General features: G+C 32.7%; 14 protein-coding genes. 9 read left to right on the plus strand and 5 right to left on the minus strand.

Annotated features, from left to right (window positions below; all coding sequences use genetic code 11):
- Positions 1–8: 8 nt before the first annotated feature.
- Complete coding sequence (locus WNY78_RS12415) at positions 9–347, minus strand: hypothetical protein (RefSeq protein ID WP_342873526.1); 339 nt, start codon at positions 345–347, stop codon at positions 9–11.
- A 235-nt stretch (positions 348–582) separates the two neighbouring features.
- Between WNY78_RS12415 and WNY78_RS12420 the strand changes: the two genes are divergently transcribed.
- From WNY78_RS12420 to WNY78_RS12440, 5 genes are all read left to right on the plus strand, one after another.
- Entirely contained in the window at positions 583–1,110 is a 528-nt protein-coding gene (locus tag WNY78_RS12420; protein ID WP_342873527.1) for an inorganic diphosphatase, read from the plus strand.
- Between the two features lie 132 nt (positions 1,111–1,242).
- On the plus strand, positions 1,243–3,660 hold the full coding sequence (locus WNY78_RS12425) for a sodium-translocating pyrophosphatase (protein WP_342873528.1): 2,418 nt from the start codon (positions 1,243–1,245) through the stop codon (positions 3,658–3,660).
- A gap of 129 nt (positions 3,661–3,789) precedes the next feature.
- Entirely contained in the window at positions 3,790–6,531 is a 2,742-nt protein-coding gene (locus tag WNY78_RS12430; RefSeq protein ID WP_342873529.1) for a T9SS type A sorting domain-containing protein, read from the plus strand.
- Positions 6,532–6,618: 87 nt separating this feature from the next.
- Complete coding sequence (locus WNY78_RS12435) at positions 6,619–7,167, plus strand: hypothetical protein (RefSeq protein WP_342873530.1); 549 nt, start codon at positions 6,619–6,621, stop codon at positions 7,165–7,167.
- 51 nt (positions 7,168–7,218) lie between these two features.
- Positions 7,219–8,214, plus strand: coding sequence for a phosphatase domain-containing protein (locus tag WNY78_RS12440; RefSeq protein ID WP_342873531.1), 996 nt, complete (start codon positions 7,219–7,221; stop codon positions 8,212–8,214).
- A gap of 269 nt (positions 8,215–8,483) precedes the next feature.
- Here WNY78_RS12440 and WNY78_RS12445 read toward each other — a convergent pair whose 3' ends face one another.
- The 4 genes from WNY78_RS12445 to WNY78_RS12460 all read right to left on the minus strand — a co-directional run bounded on the left by WNY78_RS12445 (position 8,484) and on the right by WNY78_RS12460 (position 12,203).
- Positions 8,484–9,098, minus strand: a complete 615-nt coding sequence (locus WNY78_RS12445) for a deoxynucleoside kinase (protein ID WP_342873532.1) — start codon at positions 9,096–9,098, stop codon at positions 8,484–8,486.
- 2 nt (positions 9,099–9,100) lie between these two features.
- Complete coding sequence (locus WNY78_RS12450) at positions 9,101–9,883, minus strand: hypothetical protein (RefSeq protein WP_342873533.1); 783 nt, start codon at positions 9,881–9,883, stop codon at positions 9,101–9,103.
- An 87-nt stretch (positions 9,884–9,970) separates the two neighbouring features.
- Complete coding sequence (locus WNY78_RS12455; protein WP_342873534.1) at positions 9,971–10,648, minus strand: response regulator transcription factor; 678 nt, start codon at positions 10,646–10,648, stop codon at positions 9,971–9,973.
- Entirely contained in the window at positions 10,641–12,203 is a 1,563-nt protein-coding gene (locus WNY78_RS12460) for a HAMP domain-containing sensor histidine kinase (RefSeq protein WP_342873535.1), read from the minus strand. The genes WNY78_RS12455 and WNY78_RS12460 overlap by 8 nt, the downstream gene beginning before the upstream one ends.
- 213 nt (positions 12,204–12,416) lie before the next feature.
- On the opposite strand from WNY78_RS12460, the gene WNY78_RS12465 reads away from it, so the two are divergent.
- The 4 genes from WNY78_RS12465 (at position 12,417) to WNY78_RS12480 (ending at position 17,487) form a co-directional block, all read left to right on the plus strand.
- Positions 12,417–12,788: a hypothetical protein gene (locus WNY78_RS12465; RefSeq protein WP_342873536.1), complete on the plus strand. Its 372-nt coding sequence runs from the start codon at positions 12,417–12,419 to the stop codon at positions 12,786–12,788.
- A 26-nt stretch (positions 12,789–12,814) separates the two neighbouring features.
- The gene (locus tag WNY78_RS12470; RefSeq protein ID WP_342873537.1) at positions 12,815–13,663 is read left to right on the plus strand and encodes a GLPGLI family protein; all 849 of its coding nucleotides are present in this window, start codon (positions 12,815–12,817) and stop codon (positions 13,661–13,663) included.
- 112 nt (positions 13,664–13,775) lie between these two features.
- Positions 13,776–14,666: a GLPGLI family protein gene (locus tag WNY78_RS12475; protein ID WP_342873538.1), complete on the plus strand. Its 891-nt coding sequence runs from the start codon at positions 13,776–13,778 to the stop codon at positions 14,664–14,666.
- An 88-nt stretch (positions 14,667–14,754) separates the two neighbouring features.
- Complete coding sequence (locus WNY78_RS12480) at positions 14,755–17,487, plus strand: TonB-dependent receptor (protein WP_342873539.1); 2,733 nt, start codon at positions 14,755–14,757, stop codon at positions 17,485–17,487.
- The last annotated feature ends 218 nt before the right edge of the window (positions 17,488–17,705 follow it).

Genomic DNA, 17,705 nt, shown 5'->3' on the forward strand with positions numbered 1-17,705 from the left:
GGTATAAATTAGAAGTCAGCAAAAGGGGAATAATAAAGAACAGCATATCCAAAAGTTACAATACAGTACAATATTGTTCCTACGATATAAAAAAGCCATCTAAAATTAAATAGTTTTAATTTACTTTTAAAATAATAATCATCTAAAATTTCAACTAAAATGCCTGTTGAAAAAAGAATATTTGCAATAACTCCCCAAATAAATATTCCAATGATATCAAATATGATAAATTCAAACTCACCAGTTAAAAGTATTGCTAAAACACCAGATAGTCCAACAGCGAAATTAAACCATAATCGTTTAGGTTCCCACCATTTTAGAATGTCGTTTGTTGTTTTTTCTATCATATGTAACTAGTTTTTGTTTTTTATTCTAGCTCGCCGTTTTGGAATCGCGTCAATACTATTAAATCATTTACTAAGTTCGACTATTTTTTAATAAACTCAACTAAAATAAATTGCCAAAATTCAAACAATACACTATCTTTGCAACCCGAAATTCAACTTGTTAAAAGCGTTTTGAATTTCGCAGTTAGATGAAATAAAATTAGGAATCCAATTTCCGTAGAAAAAAACAGAAGACATGTCAGAACCTGGTGAATTAACTTTTGATGTATTAATAGAAATCCCAAAAGGAAGCAGAAACAAATACGAATATGATTTTACATTACATAAGATTAGATTTGATCGTATGTTGTTTTCATCTATGATGTATCCTGGAGATTATGGATTTATTCCAGAAACTTTGGCTTTAGATAGTGATCCTTTAGATGTTTTGGTTTTAGGTCATCAACCAACATACCCAATGGTTGTAATGGAAGTAAGACCAATTGGTGTGTTTCATATGACAGATGAAAAAGGACCAGATGAAAAAATTATTTGTGTACCAGTTTCAGATCCTATTTGGAGTAACAATAAGGATATTAGTGATTTGAATCCGCATAGATTAAAAGAGATTGAACATTTCTTTAAAGTATACAAAGATTTAGAAAAGAAAAAAGTTGATACAGGTGGTTGGGGAGATGCTCAAGAAGCTATAAAAATCTATCATGAATGTGTACTGCGTTATGATGAAAGTGAGCATAAAAAGAAACGCACGTTTACAATTTAAGAATCAAAGATTTTTTTAACAAAATTCTATTAAAAAAGCAATATCAAGTAATTGATATTGCTTTTTTGGTAAAATATGATTGATTTTACTACTTTTGCCCAGTTAAAAAACTAATCAATTTAAAAATAAAATATGGAGTCATTAATGATTTATATGCCAATTGCTTTGGCACTTATAGGATTAATTTACATGGTTATTAAGAAATCATGGGTTATGAAACAAGATGCTGGAGATGGTAAAATGAAAGAAATTTCAGATCATATCTACGAAGGAGCCTTAGCGTTCTTAAATGCTGAGTATAGATTACTAGCTGTTTTTGTAGTAATTGTAAGTATCCTTTTGGCAGTTGTGTCTTTTGTAGTGCCAACTACGCATATCCTTATTGTTGTTGCCTTTATTTTTGGAGCAGTATTTTCTGCGTTCGCAGGAAACATTGGGATGAAAATCGCAACAAAAACTAATGTAAGAACAACACAAGCTGCACGTACAAGTTTACCAAACGCATTGAAGATCTCTTTTGGAGGTGGAACAGTAATGGGACTTGGTGTTGCTGGTTTGGCTGTATTGGGTTTAACAGGATTCTTTATATTTTTCTTCCAGTTCTTTATGGGAGGCGAATGGACCAACACAATGGATATGACGATCGTTCTTGAAACCTTAGCTGGTTTCTCATTAGGAGCAGAGTCAATTGCTTTATTCGCAAGAGTAGGTGGTGGTATTTACACTAAAGCTGCAGATGTTGGAGCCGATTTAGTAGGTAAAGTAGAAGCTGGTATTCCAGAAGATGATCCTCGTAATCCTGCTACTATTGCAGATAATGTTGGTGATAACGTAGGTGATGTTGCTGGTATGGGAGCCGATTTATTTGGATCTTATGTTGCAACAGTTTTAGCTGCAATGGTTCTTGGTAACTATGTGATTAAAGATATGGGTGGATCTATTTCTGATGCTTTTGGTGGTATTGGTCCAATCTTATTACCAATGGCAATTGCTGGTGTAGGAATTATCATTTCTATTATTGGTACGATGTTGGTGAAAATAAAAAGTAATGACGCTAAAGAGTCTCAAGTCATGGGAGCTTTAAATATTGGTAACTGGACGTCTATCGTTTTAGTTGCAGTAGCTTGTTTTGGATTAGTAACTTGGATGTTACCAGAAACGATGCAAATGAATTTCTTTGGTGAAGGTCTACAAGAAATTTCTTCAATGAGAGTGTTCTATGCAACCTTAGTTGGTTTAGTTGTAGGTGCAGTGATTTCATCTGTAACAGAATATTACACAGGATTAGGGAAATCTCCAATCTTAAAAATTGTACAACAATCCTCTACAGGAGCAGGAACTAATATTATTGCTGGTTTAGCAACAGGTATGATTTCTACATTCCCTTCAGTATTATTATTTGCTGGAGCAATTTGGGCATCTTATGCATTTGCTGGATTTTATGGTGTAGCATTAGCAGCTTCTGCAATGATGGCTACAACAGCTATGCAGTTAGCGATTGATGCTTTCGGACCAATATCAGATAATGCAGGTGGTATTGCTGAAATGAGCGAACAAGAACCAATCGTTAGAGAACGTACAGATATCTTAGATTCCGTTGGAAATACAACAGCAGCAACCGGAAAAGGTTTTGCTATTGCTTCTGCTGCATTAACGTCATTAGCATTATTTGCTGCTTACGTAACGTTTACAGGAATTGATGGAATTAACATCTTTAAAGCACCAGTATTAGCCATGTTATTTGTTGGTGGTATGGTACCAGTAGTATTCTCTGCTTTAGCAATGAACGCTGTAGGTAAAGCTGCAATGGAAATGGTAGAAGAAGTTAGACGTCAGTTTAGAGAGATTCCAGGAATTATGGAAGGTACTGGGAAACCAGAATACGATAAATGTGTGGATATCTCTACAAAGGCATCCTTAAAAGAAATGATGTTACCAGGTTTATTAACTATCGGTTTTCCTTTAGTGATTGCTTTTGTACCAATGTTATTTGGTATGGATCATCTTGCTATTGCTGAAATGTTAGGTGGTTATATGGCTGGTGTTACAGTATCTGGTGTATTATGGGCAATCTTCCAAAACAATGCTGGAGGTGCTTGGGATAATGCTAAGAAATCTTTTGAAGCTGGTGTAGAAATCAATGGAGAAATGACGTACAAAGGTTCTGAAGCACATAAAGCAGCAGTAACTGGAGATACAGTTGGAGATCCATTTAAAGATACATCTGGACCATCAATGAATATCTTAATTAAATTAACATGTTTAATTGGATTGGTAATTGCGCCTATCTTAGGAGGACATACTTCGGAAACAGCTTTAACTAACACAGAGGTTGAGGTTGAAACTGTTATTGGTACGTCTAAAGATTTAGCACAAGCAACCATTACGTATACAACTGTTGAAAACGGTGAAGAAGTTACTAAAGAAGAAACATTCTCTGGGACTGAAGCTGAGGTTGACGCAAAATTAAAAGCATTCGAAAAAACAGTTACTACTGTTGAAGGTGATGCTAAAAAAGTGATTACAAAAATGGAAGTTATTAAAGAATAACACTATTTCATTCACATATTAAAAAAGCCACGTTAATCGTGGCTTTTTTTGTTAAAAAAATTATTAAAGTCTTTAATAATGGTTTTTGTCCGTAATTTAGTTGCGCTAAAAAGAAAAAACATTCACTACATGAAAAAGAAATTACTATTTATCAGTCTGCTTATTGCATCCCTAATTATCTATTGTATTCCATTTACTTCGGAAACTTTAAATGAAGACAATTCTCATCTCGATTTAACATCTATTAAGCCTGAAAAAACAAGCAAAAAATCAATGACTCAAAAAATGGAAGCAGTCGAAGATCGTTTTCAGTTTGAGTATGACATGCAAAAAAATCCTATTACAGGTTTAATTCCTCAAGAAGAGAAAGAAATAGAGTTGAATTTTGCTCTAGAATCCAAAGTTCAAGCGTTAGCAGGTTTTCAAGCTAGAAGCTTTTCTAGCCCTTATGTCACGCGTGGACCATCAAATTTAGGTGGAAGAACTAGAAGTTTCGCTATAGATATTAGCGATACTTCTGGAAATACAATGCTCGCAGGAGGTGTGAGTAGTGGACTTTTTAGAAGTACCGATGGAGGTGCTTCATGGGTAAAAGTATCTTCTAATGATGAAATTCATAGTGTTACTGCTATTGCACAAGATCCTAGAATTGGATTTCAAAATATTTGGTATTATGGTACTGGTGAGTTATTAGGTAATAGTGCAAATGCAAGTGGAGCCTTTTATTTGGGACAAGGTATTTGGCGTTCAGTAGATAATGGAATTACTTGGACACAAATTCCACAAACAAATTCAGTTATAGAATCGTTTGATAGTACGTTTGATATTATAAATTCGTTAGCTGTAAGCCCAATTACAGGTGACTTATTCGTGGCTGCCTTTAGAGCTGTTTTAAGATATGATGGTACTGATTTTAGTACAGAAATTCAAGCAACAGGAGGAAATGGTTCAAGCGATGTGAAAATCTCAAATACAGGTCGTGTCTTTGTTAGTTTAGAAGGTAATTTTGCATCTAATGGTGTTTATACTTCTGAAACTGGAGTTGGAAATTATATACGAATAGCTCAGAATAACGCACCTGCAGGATGGTCTCTCAGTGGTAGAATAGTGCTAGGAATAGCACCATCAAACAGTAACATTGTTTATGCATTATTCAGAAATGGAAACTTTACTGGAGTAGAAGCCGATTTGTGGAGATATGATTTAAGTACAGATACATGGACTGATTTCACTGGTAAAATGCCAGATGAACCAGGTGGTGATTTGTCAGGTAATGATCCTTTCGCAATTCAAGGAGGTTACGATCTTGAAGTTTCTGTAAAACCAGACGATGAAAATTTTGTAATTATTGGAGGAACAAACACATACCGAATTAATAATATCAATACAGACGCTACTTTTGATCGTATAGGTGGTTATATTAATAATGCTAGTTACGGATTATATGATTTAGGAGGTGGTGACGAACACCATCCAGATATTCATGATCTTGTATTTAGTCCTTTTAATAGTAATTTATTGTACTCAGGTACAGATGGTGGTATTCACAGCGCAGATGTCACAGTACCAACAGTAGGTTGGACCAATTTAAATAACAATTACCAAACCTATCAATATTTTCATGTGGCTTTAGACCCACAAGCTGGTTCTAATTTTGTTATGGGAGGCGCTCAAGATAATGGTACTACAATAGGTGGAGGACCTGCTTTAACAGGACTAACCAATACTACTGATATGGAATCTATATTTGGAGGTGATGGTGTTGCAGTTGCATTTGGACGTACAGGTACAATGGATGATATTAATGATATCCAATTGTATTTTGGTACACAATCTGGACCATTGTTTACTATACGTAATGGTGGATTTGTAAATATTAGACCATCAGCAACTAATGGTACTGGCAACCAAAGTATTTTTGTTACCTATTTTTATTTAGATACAGAAACCAATACAATGTATTATGCTAATGGAAATGAATTGTATCGAGCAAATAATGCGTCTACTGTTTCTTCATTTGCATGGGCTGATATAGGATCGTTAAGTACTAATGAATTTATAAGAAGTATTGTATCAACACGAGGAACATATTCTCCATCAAGTTATACACTCATTGGAGGTCAAAATGGAGGTGTATTTAGACTAGATGATCCTCGTAACAACGATTTAGTGTCTGCAGTTAACATTACACCAGCAGCAGCTTCTACGGCAAATGGATCTGTAGTTTCTGGTGTAGCAATACATCCAACAAATCCTGATATCGCTATGGTTGTATATTCTAACTACGGTATCAATAATATTTTTTTAACATCTAATGCAACAAGTGCTACACCAACATGGGATTTAGTAGAGAGAAACTTGGCATCATTTTCTATTCGATCTACTGCAATTGCAGAAGTTGATGGACAAATTGGTTATTTTGTTGGTACTGCTCGTGGTTTATATGCAAGTCAAGACCCAACCACAGAGGACTGGCAGTTAGAAGGTGCAGATGAGATTGGTTTAGCAGTAGTAAGTAGTTTGGTAACTAGACCGTCTGATAATATGCTTTTAGTTGGTACACATGGAAACGGAATGTTCCAATCAGATTTAACTACATTAGGACTTAATGATGTTGCTATTGATGAGAATGAAATTGTAATGTATCCAAATCCAACTTCAGGGCCAGTTACCATAGCTTATAGTGGTGCACAACCTATTGGAATTATTAGTGTAGTTGATATAAATGGAAAAGTTGTTAGAAAACTTACAAATGAAGGTTTTAGCTCAGAGATTCAATTCAATGTTCAAGATTTGTCTTCTGGAGTTTATTTTATAAATATTAATGTAGATGCTGGTGTTAAAACAGTTAAGAGGCTGATAGTTAGGTAGCTAAAAAAAATAACAAATAAAAAAGCCACGTTAATCGTGGCTTTTTTATGTTTAAAAATTAGGTGTTTTTACCTGTTGTATGTTATTTTGAGGTCATTTATCTTTATTGGATATATGAATACCTCTCAACAAATATCTCAAATACTTACGACGATTCAGTCCTTTCAAATTATACAATGTCAAATGCATCATGAAAAAGTTGCAGTAGATGTTGAGGGTAATCCTATTCAAAACGCATTAGATGATACGCTAGTTTTTGATCGTGTTAATCTTTGTGATTTACATCTTAGAAACAAACGTTTGGGTTGTGCACATTCTGGAGTCAATATCAAATTTGAGCGTGTTTTAGAAGAATTGAAAACAATAGTACCACAATGCACGAATCAAATTTCAGAATTTAAAAATGTGTTTAATTCTACGGTTACAAAAATATATGCTTTAGATCATAAGGTTGGATATTTAGAACACGATATAGCTTTATGCGCGCTTAATTTTGATACCATCGGAAAAGATAAACTAGAACAGTCATTGCGCAAATTAAAAATGGATCATAGTCAACTTATGAATAAGCTCTCAGAAATCAAATCTGATATTGAACAAGTTGTTATAACCGAATCTAATTATAGTCAGATTTAAGATTTTATTTTTCTTGATTTTAGTATCTTCATCATCTAATATATTTAGTTAGTGTTCAAAAAAGACCCTTTACAAATTACTACGTTTCAAAGTTATGGTACTGATACCCATTTTTATATGCGTGGACGTGCATTAGAAGATGAAACTATTGATTTGGAGCAGAAGGGTTTATTTAAGTTATTGATTAATTCCTGGAAACGGTTTGAAAGCGATGAAATTAAACATACAGAGCTTAAACTTACCTTACCCAACGGAACTATTTTAAAAACCGTTACAGACGACCATGGCTATTTTAAGATTGATGAGCAGTTAGAGGGTTTGAGTGCTTTAGCAAATGATGAAGGTTGGCTTACTTTTGAAATGGCTTATAATAATGTCAATATAAAACGTAGTATTCAAAACTCTAATCGGTTTCCAGGAGAATTATTAATTCCTTGTGTTGCTTCTCAATTTGGTGTGATTAGCGATATTGATGATACAATTTTGCATACAGGAGTAGTGTCAACTCTTAAATGGAGAGTTTTAGTTAATAGCATTTTTAAAAGTGCTGCGAGTAGAATTCCGTTAGAAGGTGCAGCAGAATTTTATCATATGCTTCACAGAGGTGCAACTGGCAAAAATGCTAACCCGATTTTTTATGTGAGCCATAGTCCGTGGAATTTATATCGCTATCTCGAATTCTTTTTAAAACAGAATGCATTTCCTAAAGGGCCAATTCTACTGCGAAGTTTTAAAGACATATTTAGAAAAAAATCTGGCGATCGACCACAAAAGTATAAAGAAATAGTCAACATCTTAAAAGCCTATCCTACATTAAAATTCATTTTAATTGGAGACAGTGGAGAACATGATGCTGATATTTATATAGATGTTGCCAATGAGTATCCAAAACAAGTTGCAGCCATTTATTTAAGAAGTGTAAAGCATAAAAAGAAAATGCTTAGAGTGACATCGCTATTTAAGGATTATAAACAAATACCAGTATTATTAGTTGAGCGAAGTGATGAGGCAATTGCGCATGCTCGAGAACATGGGTTTATAGCTTGATAATGAAATGTTGTTTTCTATTTTAACAAAAAATGTGATGGTTTTAAAAAGGCGAAGCGCTGTTTAAGTATTCGAGTAAGGCGTTAGGGATGGAGGCTTTGTTGGAGCTCCTTGAAAAGAGCGACTGCCGAGAGCCCGACTTTTTGCGATCCTACAAGGTTTTAAAAACCGGGTAGGTATGAGTAAAAAGTAACGCTAAAATAATTATTAAATTAAAATAGTTTTTGGTAACTATGCTTTCCTATACTGAGCTTGTTGAAGTGTTGAACTTAGAACAACCCATTAATTTGTGCGTCAATCTTATTGATGATGCCTCCAAGATCTTCAGGGTTTGCAACGAAATCTAAATCATCTACGTCAATAATCAATAAATTACCTTTATCATATTTAGTAATCCAAGCTTCGTAACGTTCGTTCAATCTACTTAAATAATCGATACTAATTGTGTTTTCATAATCACGTCCACGCTTATGAATCTGAGCTACTAAATTTTGGATAGAACTACGTAAATAGATCAATAAATCTGGACCTTCAACAAAAGATTCCATAAGATCAAAAAGAGAACGGTAGTTTTCAAAATCACGATTGGTCATCAATCCCATGGCATGAAGGTTGGGAGCAAAGATATGCGCATCTTCATAAATGGTTCTATCTTGGATGATGTCTTTACCACTTTCACGAATTTGTGATACCTGACGAAATCTACTATTTAGAAAATAAACTTGTAGATTAAAACTCCAACGTTCCATTTGATTGTAAAAATCATCTAAATAAGGATTGTCAACCACATCTTCTAATTGTGGTTCCCATTTGTAATGTTTAGCTAGTAATTTAGTAAGTGTAGTTTTACCTGCACCAATATTTCCTGCGACTGCAACATGCATATTTAATTGATTTTTAGTTGGTATTTATGGAGTATGTTCGAACCGTAAATATACAAGGTTTCATTGGTTAGTAAAAACTGATTTATTAACAATTTAGGCATTTCTATTGTGCTAAGATTTTCGGCTTTTTTTGATTTGTAAAAGAACTTAGTGTCCGTTTTTAAAATAATATTCTCATTATCTACGGCAAATGAAGTGTAGCCTTTGTTTGGTAGTTTAGAAATTAAACTTCCGAAGTATGTATATTGGTATAAGAACTTTTCTGTAAGCATCCAACAATAATTATAATCACTTGCTAATTGCAACACATTAGATTGTATGGGTACACTTGTGGCTCTTACGTTGTCTTTTTTATAATCGTAAAGCTCTAATCGCTGTAAGTCTTGGTTGAAAATCCAAAGCGTATTATCATATCCTGTTGAGATATGTGAAACGTTTTTGTATGGTTGTTTGGTGTTAAAGTCTACTTTAAAAATTTCGGCTAGACGGTTGTCGAGAATTATAATTGTATTAAAATCCTGGTAAAACACATTTATTTTTAATGGATTAAAAGCATTAACTGTAGTTGGGAATCCCAGTTGCACATTACTGTAATTAATGGCAGGTTTGTCTGTGGGTTTTTTATACAGAATATTGCCAATAGTGTAATAAATCGTTTCAAAATTATCTACTCCTATAATTTGATCTGCTTTTATGGCTGTAGAATTTATCGCAGTCAAGTCAATTTGGGATTGAGCAGCAGCCATTGAAGTGAAAATTAAGAAAATATATCTAAATAGAGCCATAGGTGTTTTACAGAACTGAAAAGTACAAAAATTGAACCACTATTTAGATAACTATAATTGTGATTATAGATTGTGTATGGTTTTGGTTTAGAATACTAGTTTGTATCCAAATCCACGAACATTGATGATTTGAATGCTGTCATCTTTCTTCAGTTTCTTTCTCAGTTTGGTAATAAATACATCCATACTTCGTGCAGTAAAAAAATCATCTGTTCCCCAAAGTTTATTTAGTATGAGTGAACGATCTAGTACTTTGTTTTTATTTTGAACTAAATGATATAACAAATGAGCTTCTCTGTGAGTGAGTTGTTGCTTTTTGTCATCAAAATGTAGTATTTGCTTTGGGAAATCAAAAGAATAATTTCCAATTTTTAAAATTTCCGAAGCCTTTTGAATGGTAGTACGTTGTAATAAATTATTAATTCTAACAATGAGTTCTTCCATACTAAATGGTTTTTTGAGGTAATCGTTACCACCAATATTAAACCCTTCTACCACATCTTTAGTTTGCGATTTTGCAGTTAGAAAAATAATAGGAATTGCGTCATCAATGGCTCTAATCTCTTTAGCAAGCGTAAAACCATCTTTTTTAGGCATCATCACATCAAGCACTAATAGTTGTGGAGATTCTTTGTGATAAACATCCATTGCGATGTTTCCGTTTTCACAGAGTAAGACGTTAAAATCTCTAGTTTCTAAACTTTCTTTAATGATTTGCCCTAATGCTGGCTCGTCTTCGGCAAGTAAAATAGTGGTTTTAGGCATTTGGCAATTGGATTTTAAACGTTGTGAGATGTTTTTTTAGATCTAACTGAATTGATCCATTATGTTTTTTAATGATTTCTTTTGCGTAATACAGTCCAATTCCAAAACCTTTAACATCATGCATATTTCCTTTTGGTACACGATAAAACTTCTCAAAAATACGGTCTTTATCTGCTGATTTTAAAGAGGATCCATTATCGGAAATTAAAATTTCAATGTGTTGAGAATTCTTTTTTACATCAACATGAATGTTGTTGCCACCATATTTACAAGCATTATCAATAATATTATTAATAGCGTTTTCAAAGTGAAACACATCCACATGAGCAAAAACAGCGTCTTCGATATTAGATGAGATTGATTTGGTGTCATCTTGAAATTTATGTTTCTCTATGATTGTTGTGATGACTTCGGAAATATTATAAGTATCAAAATTGAGGTCTAAATTGTCACTATTTAAGGTTGCTGTTTCTAGTAATTTCTCAACCATTGTATTTAGCTTAGATAATTGTGAACGTGACATATCTAAATAGGTTTTTCTTTTAGTCTCATCATCAATCATATTAAAACTCTGAAGACTCTCCAAAGCCACACCAATAGTTGCAATAGGTGTTTTAAACTCGTGTGTAATATTACTGATGAGGTCGTTTTTAACTTCTGCTAATTGTTTTTGATGTTTTATAATCTGTAAAAGGTAAAACAAGCAACTTATGACTGCTAGAACTAAAAGTGTAGAAATAACAATACCCCAAATAATACGCTTAAACACATCACTAGAGACGTTATTAAACAAAAGACTTAATTCACTTTTTTTAGGTAATAATGCAGATTTGGAAGTTGTGCTTAAAAATGATTTTAACTTTAAAGAATCTATAAATTCTACGTCCTTTTCTTCCGAATTGTAATAATCAACATCTGTTGAAGGGTCTTTATATTTAATCGTATAATTGATGTTTATATCTTTTCTTAGAAGTTCATTTTGCAATAAGGTGTCTATTCCTCTAAGTGATAATGAATCTGTAGTCATAGACACAATAATCTTAGAAGTAAATGTTTTTAGATCCTCTTCTGAAATTTCTATGTGATCATTTTTAGAATGTTTTGACAAGGAGTCAATACGTATATGCTGAATGATATTTGAATCAGCATCTTGAAAATCAACAATACCTTCTAGTTGCATTTGATTAATAATAGAATCTGCTTTTGGTCCTTTAACTATAGAAACACCATCTAATAAATTAGGGTTTATAGAATCAATGTTTCCAAAGCCATCAGTATCAGACTCACTAATAGATGTGATAATACTATCAAACCTACCATTTTTGATAAAATCTGTTTGACTCATGCCTTTAAGGCTAAAACCAATCGTGCTATTTTCGGCCAAGTTTGCATAATAATCATCAACAGCTTTATCTAAACTTGTTTGCACATCGTTGATGAGTTGTTGTTTGCTAGATAAATAATTCTTGTAGTTCCAATAGGCTTGAATCCCAATTGTAGAAAGAATTACAATGACGATAATATATAATATGTATCTGTATTTTGAATCATTCATAGTTCAAAAGTAAATGTTAAAACCTTTAAAAACTAATCGGTTAACACACGTTAACGTTGGTTAACTAAAATCTCCTAAAGTGCTAATTACATTTGTAGTGTATTAATCATAAAAACAAATATCATGACACGAGCATTTTCAAAATTTTATCACTTAAAGAGGTTATTAATGGCGAACTGCATGTGTCGAATAAAAAATAATAAAAAGAAACACATGAAAACAGTATTTACATTTTTAGGACTTTTAATTGCAACAGTAAATTTTAGTCAAGCTCAAAATTTAGAAGCACAGGTAACAACTCAAGACACTAAGATAACGAACTTGAGTGTGTCAGTAACAGTAGATTCTGCCCAAGAAGTAGAATCAACATTTAAGATGAAAGACATTAAGAAAATTTTAAATGAAGTTGAAGGCGATGAAGATATCTCTTTTGAAATCATTTGCACTGGAGATGACATGTCTAACGGAACCAAAAGTACGTTATCATATCGGGTAAAAGGAAATTCTAGTGATACAAAAGGCTTTCTAAAAAGCATTAAGAAAATTAGAAAAGCAGCCATTAAATATTACGAGAATAAAGCGTAAATATCAATAAATCAAAAAACGGACAGATGAAAATAATCATAAAACTATTTATAATAGCTACACTTCTTTTCTGCGGAAAAGTGAATGCTCAAGAGTTTAAAGGTGAAGCAACCTATAAGTCTAAACGACAAATAGACGTCAAGTTGGATAGCACACAAATGGACACAGGAATGCAACAGCAAGTTATGGAAATGTTGAAAAAACAATTTGAAAAAACACACATTCTCACATTTAATAAAGAAGAGTCTATTTATAAGGAAGAAGAATCACTAGGTGCTCCAAATCCGCAAGGCATGGAAGTGGTTATGATTGGTAATGGAGGTTCAGATATATTATACAAAAATAATAAAGAGAAACGCAAAACCAATCAAATCGAAACATTTGGTAAGCTTTTTTTAGTCAAAGATGAATTAAAAGAATATGAATGGACTTTAGGATCTGAAACTAAAAACATAGGAGAATATACTTGCTTTAAAGCCACTATGACCAAAGAGGTAGAAGACATAGAAAGTGGTATTAGTTTTAATGGAGATAAGGATTTAAGTGAAGAAGAAAACGCTAAACCTAAAATGAAGACTATTACAATCACAGCTTGGTATACATCTCAAATCCCTGTGAGTGGTGGTCCAGCAAATTATCACGGACTTCCAGGCTTAATTCTAGAAACTAATGATGGCAGCCAAACTATTATATGTAGTAAGATTGTTATTAATCCAAAAAAGTCTAACGAAATCATTGAGCCTTCTAAAGGAAAAGAGGTCACTCAAAAAGAATTTGAAGCTATCATGGAAAAGAAATTAAAAGAGATGGAAGAGCGTTTCAGACCATCAGGTAGAGACGATGGAGAAAGTATTGAGATACGAATTGGTGGCTAGTTTAATTTCTTAAGAAAATTTTAACTTTTTAAGATTTAACTTATTAGAAGTTTTAAAGTCTAAATAGATTGTAAGGGTTTAACTTTACTTTTTATATAAAGACTTTAAAATTATGAAATCATTCATTATCACATTAAGCACAGCACTTTTGCTATTAGTAAGTGTTTCAATTTCTGCTCAAGATTTTCAAGGGCAAGCCATTTATCAAACTAAAACAACTTTGGATATGAGTGGTTTTGGAGGAGATCAAATGAGTGAACAACGAAAAAAGCAAATTGCAGATCGTATGAAAAGTATGTTAGAGAAAACGTACGTGCTTAATTTTAATACTAGTGAATCTACTTATAAAGAAGAAGAAAAGTTAGAAGCACCAGGTGCTGGCGGAAATCGTTGGGGAGGAATGATGAGCAGCTTTACAGGTGGAGCACAATATAAAAACATAAAAGAGTCGGTTATTTTGCAAGAGCAAGAATTCTTCGGAAAACAATTTCTAGTAAAAGATTCGCTACCAAAGCTAGAATGGAAACTTGGAAGCGAAACCAAACAAATTGGTCAGTATACTTGTTTTAAAGCTACAACTACAAAACCTGTTGATGAAATGGACTTTATGAGCATGCGTCGTAGAGGTGGAGATGATGAAAAGAAAGAAGGTGAAGAAAAAGCAGATACTACCAAAAAAGAATCAGGTGATGTTTTTGAGGATCTCGAAGTTCCAAAATTTGTCATTGTTACCGCTTGGTACACACCACAAATACCAGTGAGTACAGGTCCAGGAGAATATCAAGGTCTTCCAGGATTAATTCTAGAAGTAACAGCAGATAAAACAGTGATGTTATGTACTAAAATTGTAATGAATCCTCAAGAAAAAGAAGCTATAGATAAACCAGAAAAAGGAGATTTAGTAACGCGTGCTGAATACAACCAAATCATGAAAGACAAAATTGCAGAGATGAGAGAGATGTATGGTGGTCGAGGAGGTCGAGGAGGCGGACGAAGAAACTAATTAACTAACTAATCAAGTAATATTCCCACACTTCCGATACTTCGACTGCGCTCAGCACAAGCGAAAAAAGGAAGTAAAAATCAATCAAATGAAAAATATTTTTAGTGTTTTAATGCTTTTAATAGCAGGAATTTCTAGTGCCCAAGTTACCGTAAAAGGTGTTGTAAAAGACAGTATTGGCGACACTTTAGAATTAGCAAATATTATTGCAATCAACAAAGAAACAAAAGCCATGGCATCTTATGCTATTACCAATGATAAAGGGGTTTTTAAGCTTGATTTAGATAAAAATACAGTTTACACTGTACAGGTGAGTTATATAGGAATGAAAACAGTTTCAGAAACTATTACCACTAAAGAAGAAGACCTTACCAAAAATTACACACTTCAAAATGATAACGCACTTGCAGCAGTTGAGCTAACTTATGAAATGCCAGTGACGATTAAAGGAGATACATTAGTTTATAACGCAGATTCATTTAAAGATGGTAGTGAAAGAAAACTAGAAGATGTACTTAAAAAATTACCAGGTGTTGAAATTAATGCTGATGGCCAAATTGAAGTTGAAGGTAAAGTCGTCACAAAGCTAATGGTAAATGGAAAAGATTTCTTTGATGGTGATTCCAAATTAGCAACAAAAAATATTCCTTCTAATGCTGTAGATAAAATTCAGGTGTTACGAAATTATTCTGAAGTTGGTCAATTAAGTGGTGTTAGTAATAATCAAGATAATGTTGCTATTAATATCAAACTAAAAGAAGGAAAAGAGAATTTTTGGTTTGGAGATATTACAGCAGGTACTGGAGTTGCAGACAACGACGGACTCTATCTCGTACAACCTAAGTTGTTTTATTACAGTCCGAAATATAGTATCAACCTTATTGGTGATATGAATAATATTGGAGAAGTCGCCTTAACAAATCGAGATATTAGAAATTTTGGAGGAGGTTTTAGAGCACCATCAAGAAGTAGTGGTACTAATATTAATTTAGGAAATAATGGTCTTAGTGGATTGACCAATGTTAGCAATGCTCAAAAAGTAGAAACAAAATTAGGAGCTGCTAACTTTAGTTATGCACCACAAAAAAATCTAGATCTTAGCGGATTTTTTATCTACAATAGTAGTAGAATGAATACTAGAGAAGAAAGCTATGTGCGTTATACAGATTCAGAATTAGGTATTCCAGATGAAGAAACCGTACAAACAGGAAAAGAAGCTTCAAACCAAGCATTAGCTAAATTAAGTGTTACTTACAAGCCAAATTCTAATAACCAATTAGATTATGATCTATTAGGTCGTTTATCAAATGATACAGAAGTTCAAGATTTATTTTCTTCAGTAGTAGGTAGTACAAATCAAGTAGATAAAGTAAAGCCATTTAGTATCAATCAAAACTTAAGTTATTATTACACTTTAGATGATAAAAATATTTTTGCTTTAGAAGCGCAACATCTTATTAAAGATGAAGATCCATTTTATAATGCTTTACTAGTAAATGACCCAACGAGTGATGAAGATGCTTTTGATAATACAGCAGGAGCTCTAGGTTTAAATACAGATCAATTTGGTTATGACTTAAATCAAAATAGACGTATTAAGTCAAATCAATTAGATGCTAAAGTAGATTATTATCACATTTTAAATAATAAGAGTAATATCAACTTAACATTAGGAACCATACTAAGTAAACAAGAATTTAATTCTAATATATTTCAGTTTTTAGATGATGGATCTTATTTTGATCCAGTAGCTACTTTAACAGATAATGACGGTAATGTGCTAACAAATCAAAACGATACAGATTACAATTTTAGCGATGTGTATTTAGGGTTTCATTATAGATTAAAAACTGGAAAATTCACAATTACACCAGGTTTCTCTTTACATTCCTACGGAAATAAGAACACACAATTTGATGAAACGTATAAAGATAATTTTTTCAGAGTATTACCAGATTTTGAAACACGTATTCAGTTTAAAAAGAGTGAAAGTCTGACTTTTAATTACAATATGAGTAACTCATTTACAGATGTAACGAGTTTAGCAGAAGGTTTGGTTTTAAATAACTATAATAATATTGGTTATGGGAATTCAGAACTTCAAAATTCATTGTCACATAATGTAAGTCTAAATTATTTTAGCTTTAATTTATTTAATTATACAAACGTTTTTGCACGTGCTTCTTATTCTAAAAATATTGACCAAATTAGAAGTCAAACAGAATTTGATAACGTTATTAGAACAAGTACCTATTTCAATTCTAATTTTGCAGATGAATCTGCTAGTGTGTTTGGTCGTGTTCAGCGTACGTTTAAAAAGATTAGAGCAGGCTTAAATGTGAATTTTTCATATAGTAAGAGCAATCAATTCATACAAGATGTTAGATCTGTCAATGAAAGTTTCAGACAAAGTTATACGCCAGAAATTCGTACTAATTTTAAAACAGCTCCTAACGTAAGATTGAGATATGCTTATACAGTTACAGAAAATAATCAAGGTGCAAGTTCTACAACATTTAAAGTAAATGCACCATCTGTAGAGTTTGATGCTTACATATTAAAAGCATTTACATTTAGAACAGATTTTACATATACAAATCAAGATGATGGTGTTAGACCAGCAGAGTCATTCAGAACTTGGGATGCAAGTTTAGCCTATAGAAAAGATAAAGATGCAAAATGGGAATTTGAGGTCAAGGCATCTAACTTATTAGATATAGACTCTAATATCAGTAATGGATCTAGTAATATCTCTGTTTATAGTTCAGAAACGTTTATTCAACCACGTTTCGTGACTTTTAGAGTGATTTATACCTTGTAATATATTTTGGGCGTTACCCTTTTTCGTAGAAAAACGAAAAAGGGTCAGGCTCTCAAGGCTCGCTCTCTACGAGGAGCTCAAACAAACCTTTCCATCCTTAACGCAAAAGACAAAGCCTTCTCATTATTTGAGAAGGCTTTGTCTTTTTTGCAGATAATCAGATATATAGCTGTTAATATTATAATAAAAATATTTTATTGTTTAATTTTTATGTAAAT

Source organism: Psychroserpens sp. AS72, assembly GCF_038900375.1.
In the GTDB taxonomy this organism is placed as follows: domain Bacteria; phylum Bacteroidota; class Bacteroidia; order Flavobacteriales; family Flavobacteriaceae; genus Psychroserpens.

Excerpts from the sequence above, each read along its gene's own strand:
- WNY78_RS12425 (WP_342873528.1), top strand. The coding sequence starts at position 1,243 with ATGGAGTCATTAATGATTTATATGCCAATTGCTTTGGCACTTATAGGA.
- WNY78_RS12465 (WP_342873536.1), top strand. The coding sequence starts at position 12,417 with ATGAAAACAGTATTTACATTTTTAGGACTTTTAATTGCAACAGTAAAT.
- WNY78_RS12415 (WP_342873526.1), bottom strand. The coding sequence starts at position 347 with ATGATAGAAAAAACAACAAACGACATTCTAAAATGGTGGGAACCTAAA.
- WNY78_RS12445 (WP_342873532.1), bottom strand. The coding sequence starts at position 9,098 with ATGCATGTTGCAGTCGCAGGAAATATTGGTGCAGGTAAAACTACACTT.
- WNY78_RS12470 (WP_342873537.1), top strand. The coding sequence starts at position 12,815 with ATGAAAATAATCATAAAACTATTTATAATAGCTACACTTCTTTTCTGC.
- WNY78_RS12430 (WP_342873529.1), top strand. The coding sequence starts at position 3,790 with ATGAAAAAGAAATTACTATTTATCAGTCTGCTTATTGCATCCCTAATT.
- WNY78_RS12480 (WP_342873539.1), top strand. The coding sequence starts at position 14,755 with ATGAAAAATATTTTTAGTGTTTTAATGCTTTTAATAGCAGGAATTTCT.
- WNY78_RS12420 (WP_342873527.1), top strand. The coding sequence starts at position 583 with ATGTCAGAACCTGGTGAATTAACTTTTGATGTATTAATAGAAATCCCA.
- WNY78_RS12455 (WP_342873534.1), bottom strand. The coding sequence starts at position 10,648 with ATGCCTAAAACCACTATTTTACTTGCCGAAGACGAGCCAGCATTAGGG.
- WNY78_RS12450 (WP_342873533.1), bottom strand. The coding sequence starts at position 9,883 with ATGGCTCTATTTAGATATATTTTCTTAATTTTCACTTCAATGGCTGCT.
- WNY78_RS12460 (WP_342873535.1), bottom strand. The coding sequence starts at position 12,203 with ATGAATGATTCAAAATACAGATACATATTATATATTATCGTCATTGTA.
- WNY78_RS12475 (WP_342873538.1), top strand. The coding sequence starts at position 13,776 with ATGAAATCATTCATTATCACATTAAGCACAGCACTTTTGCTATTAGTA.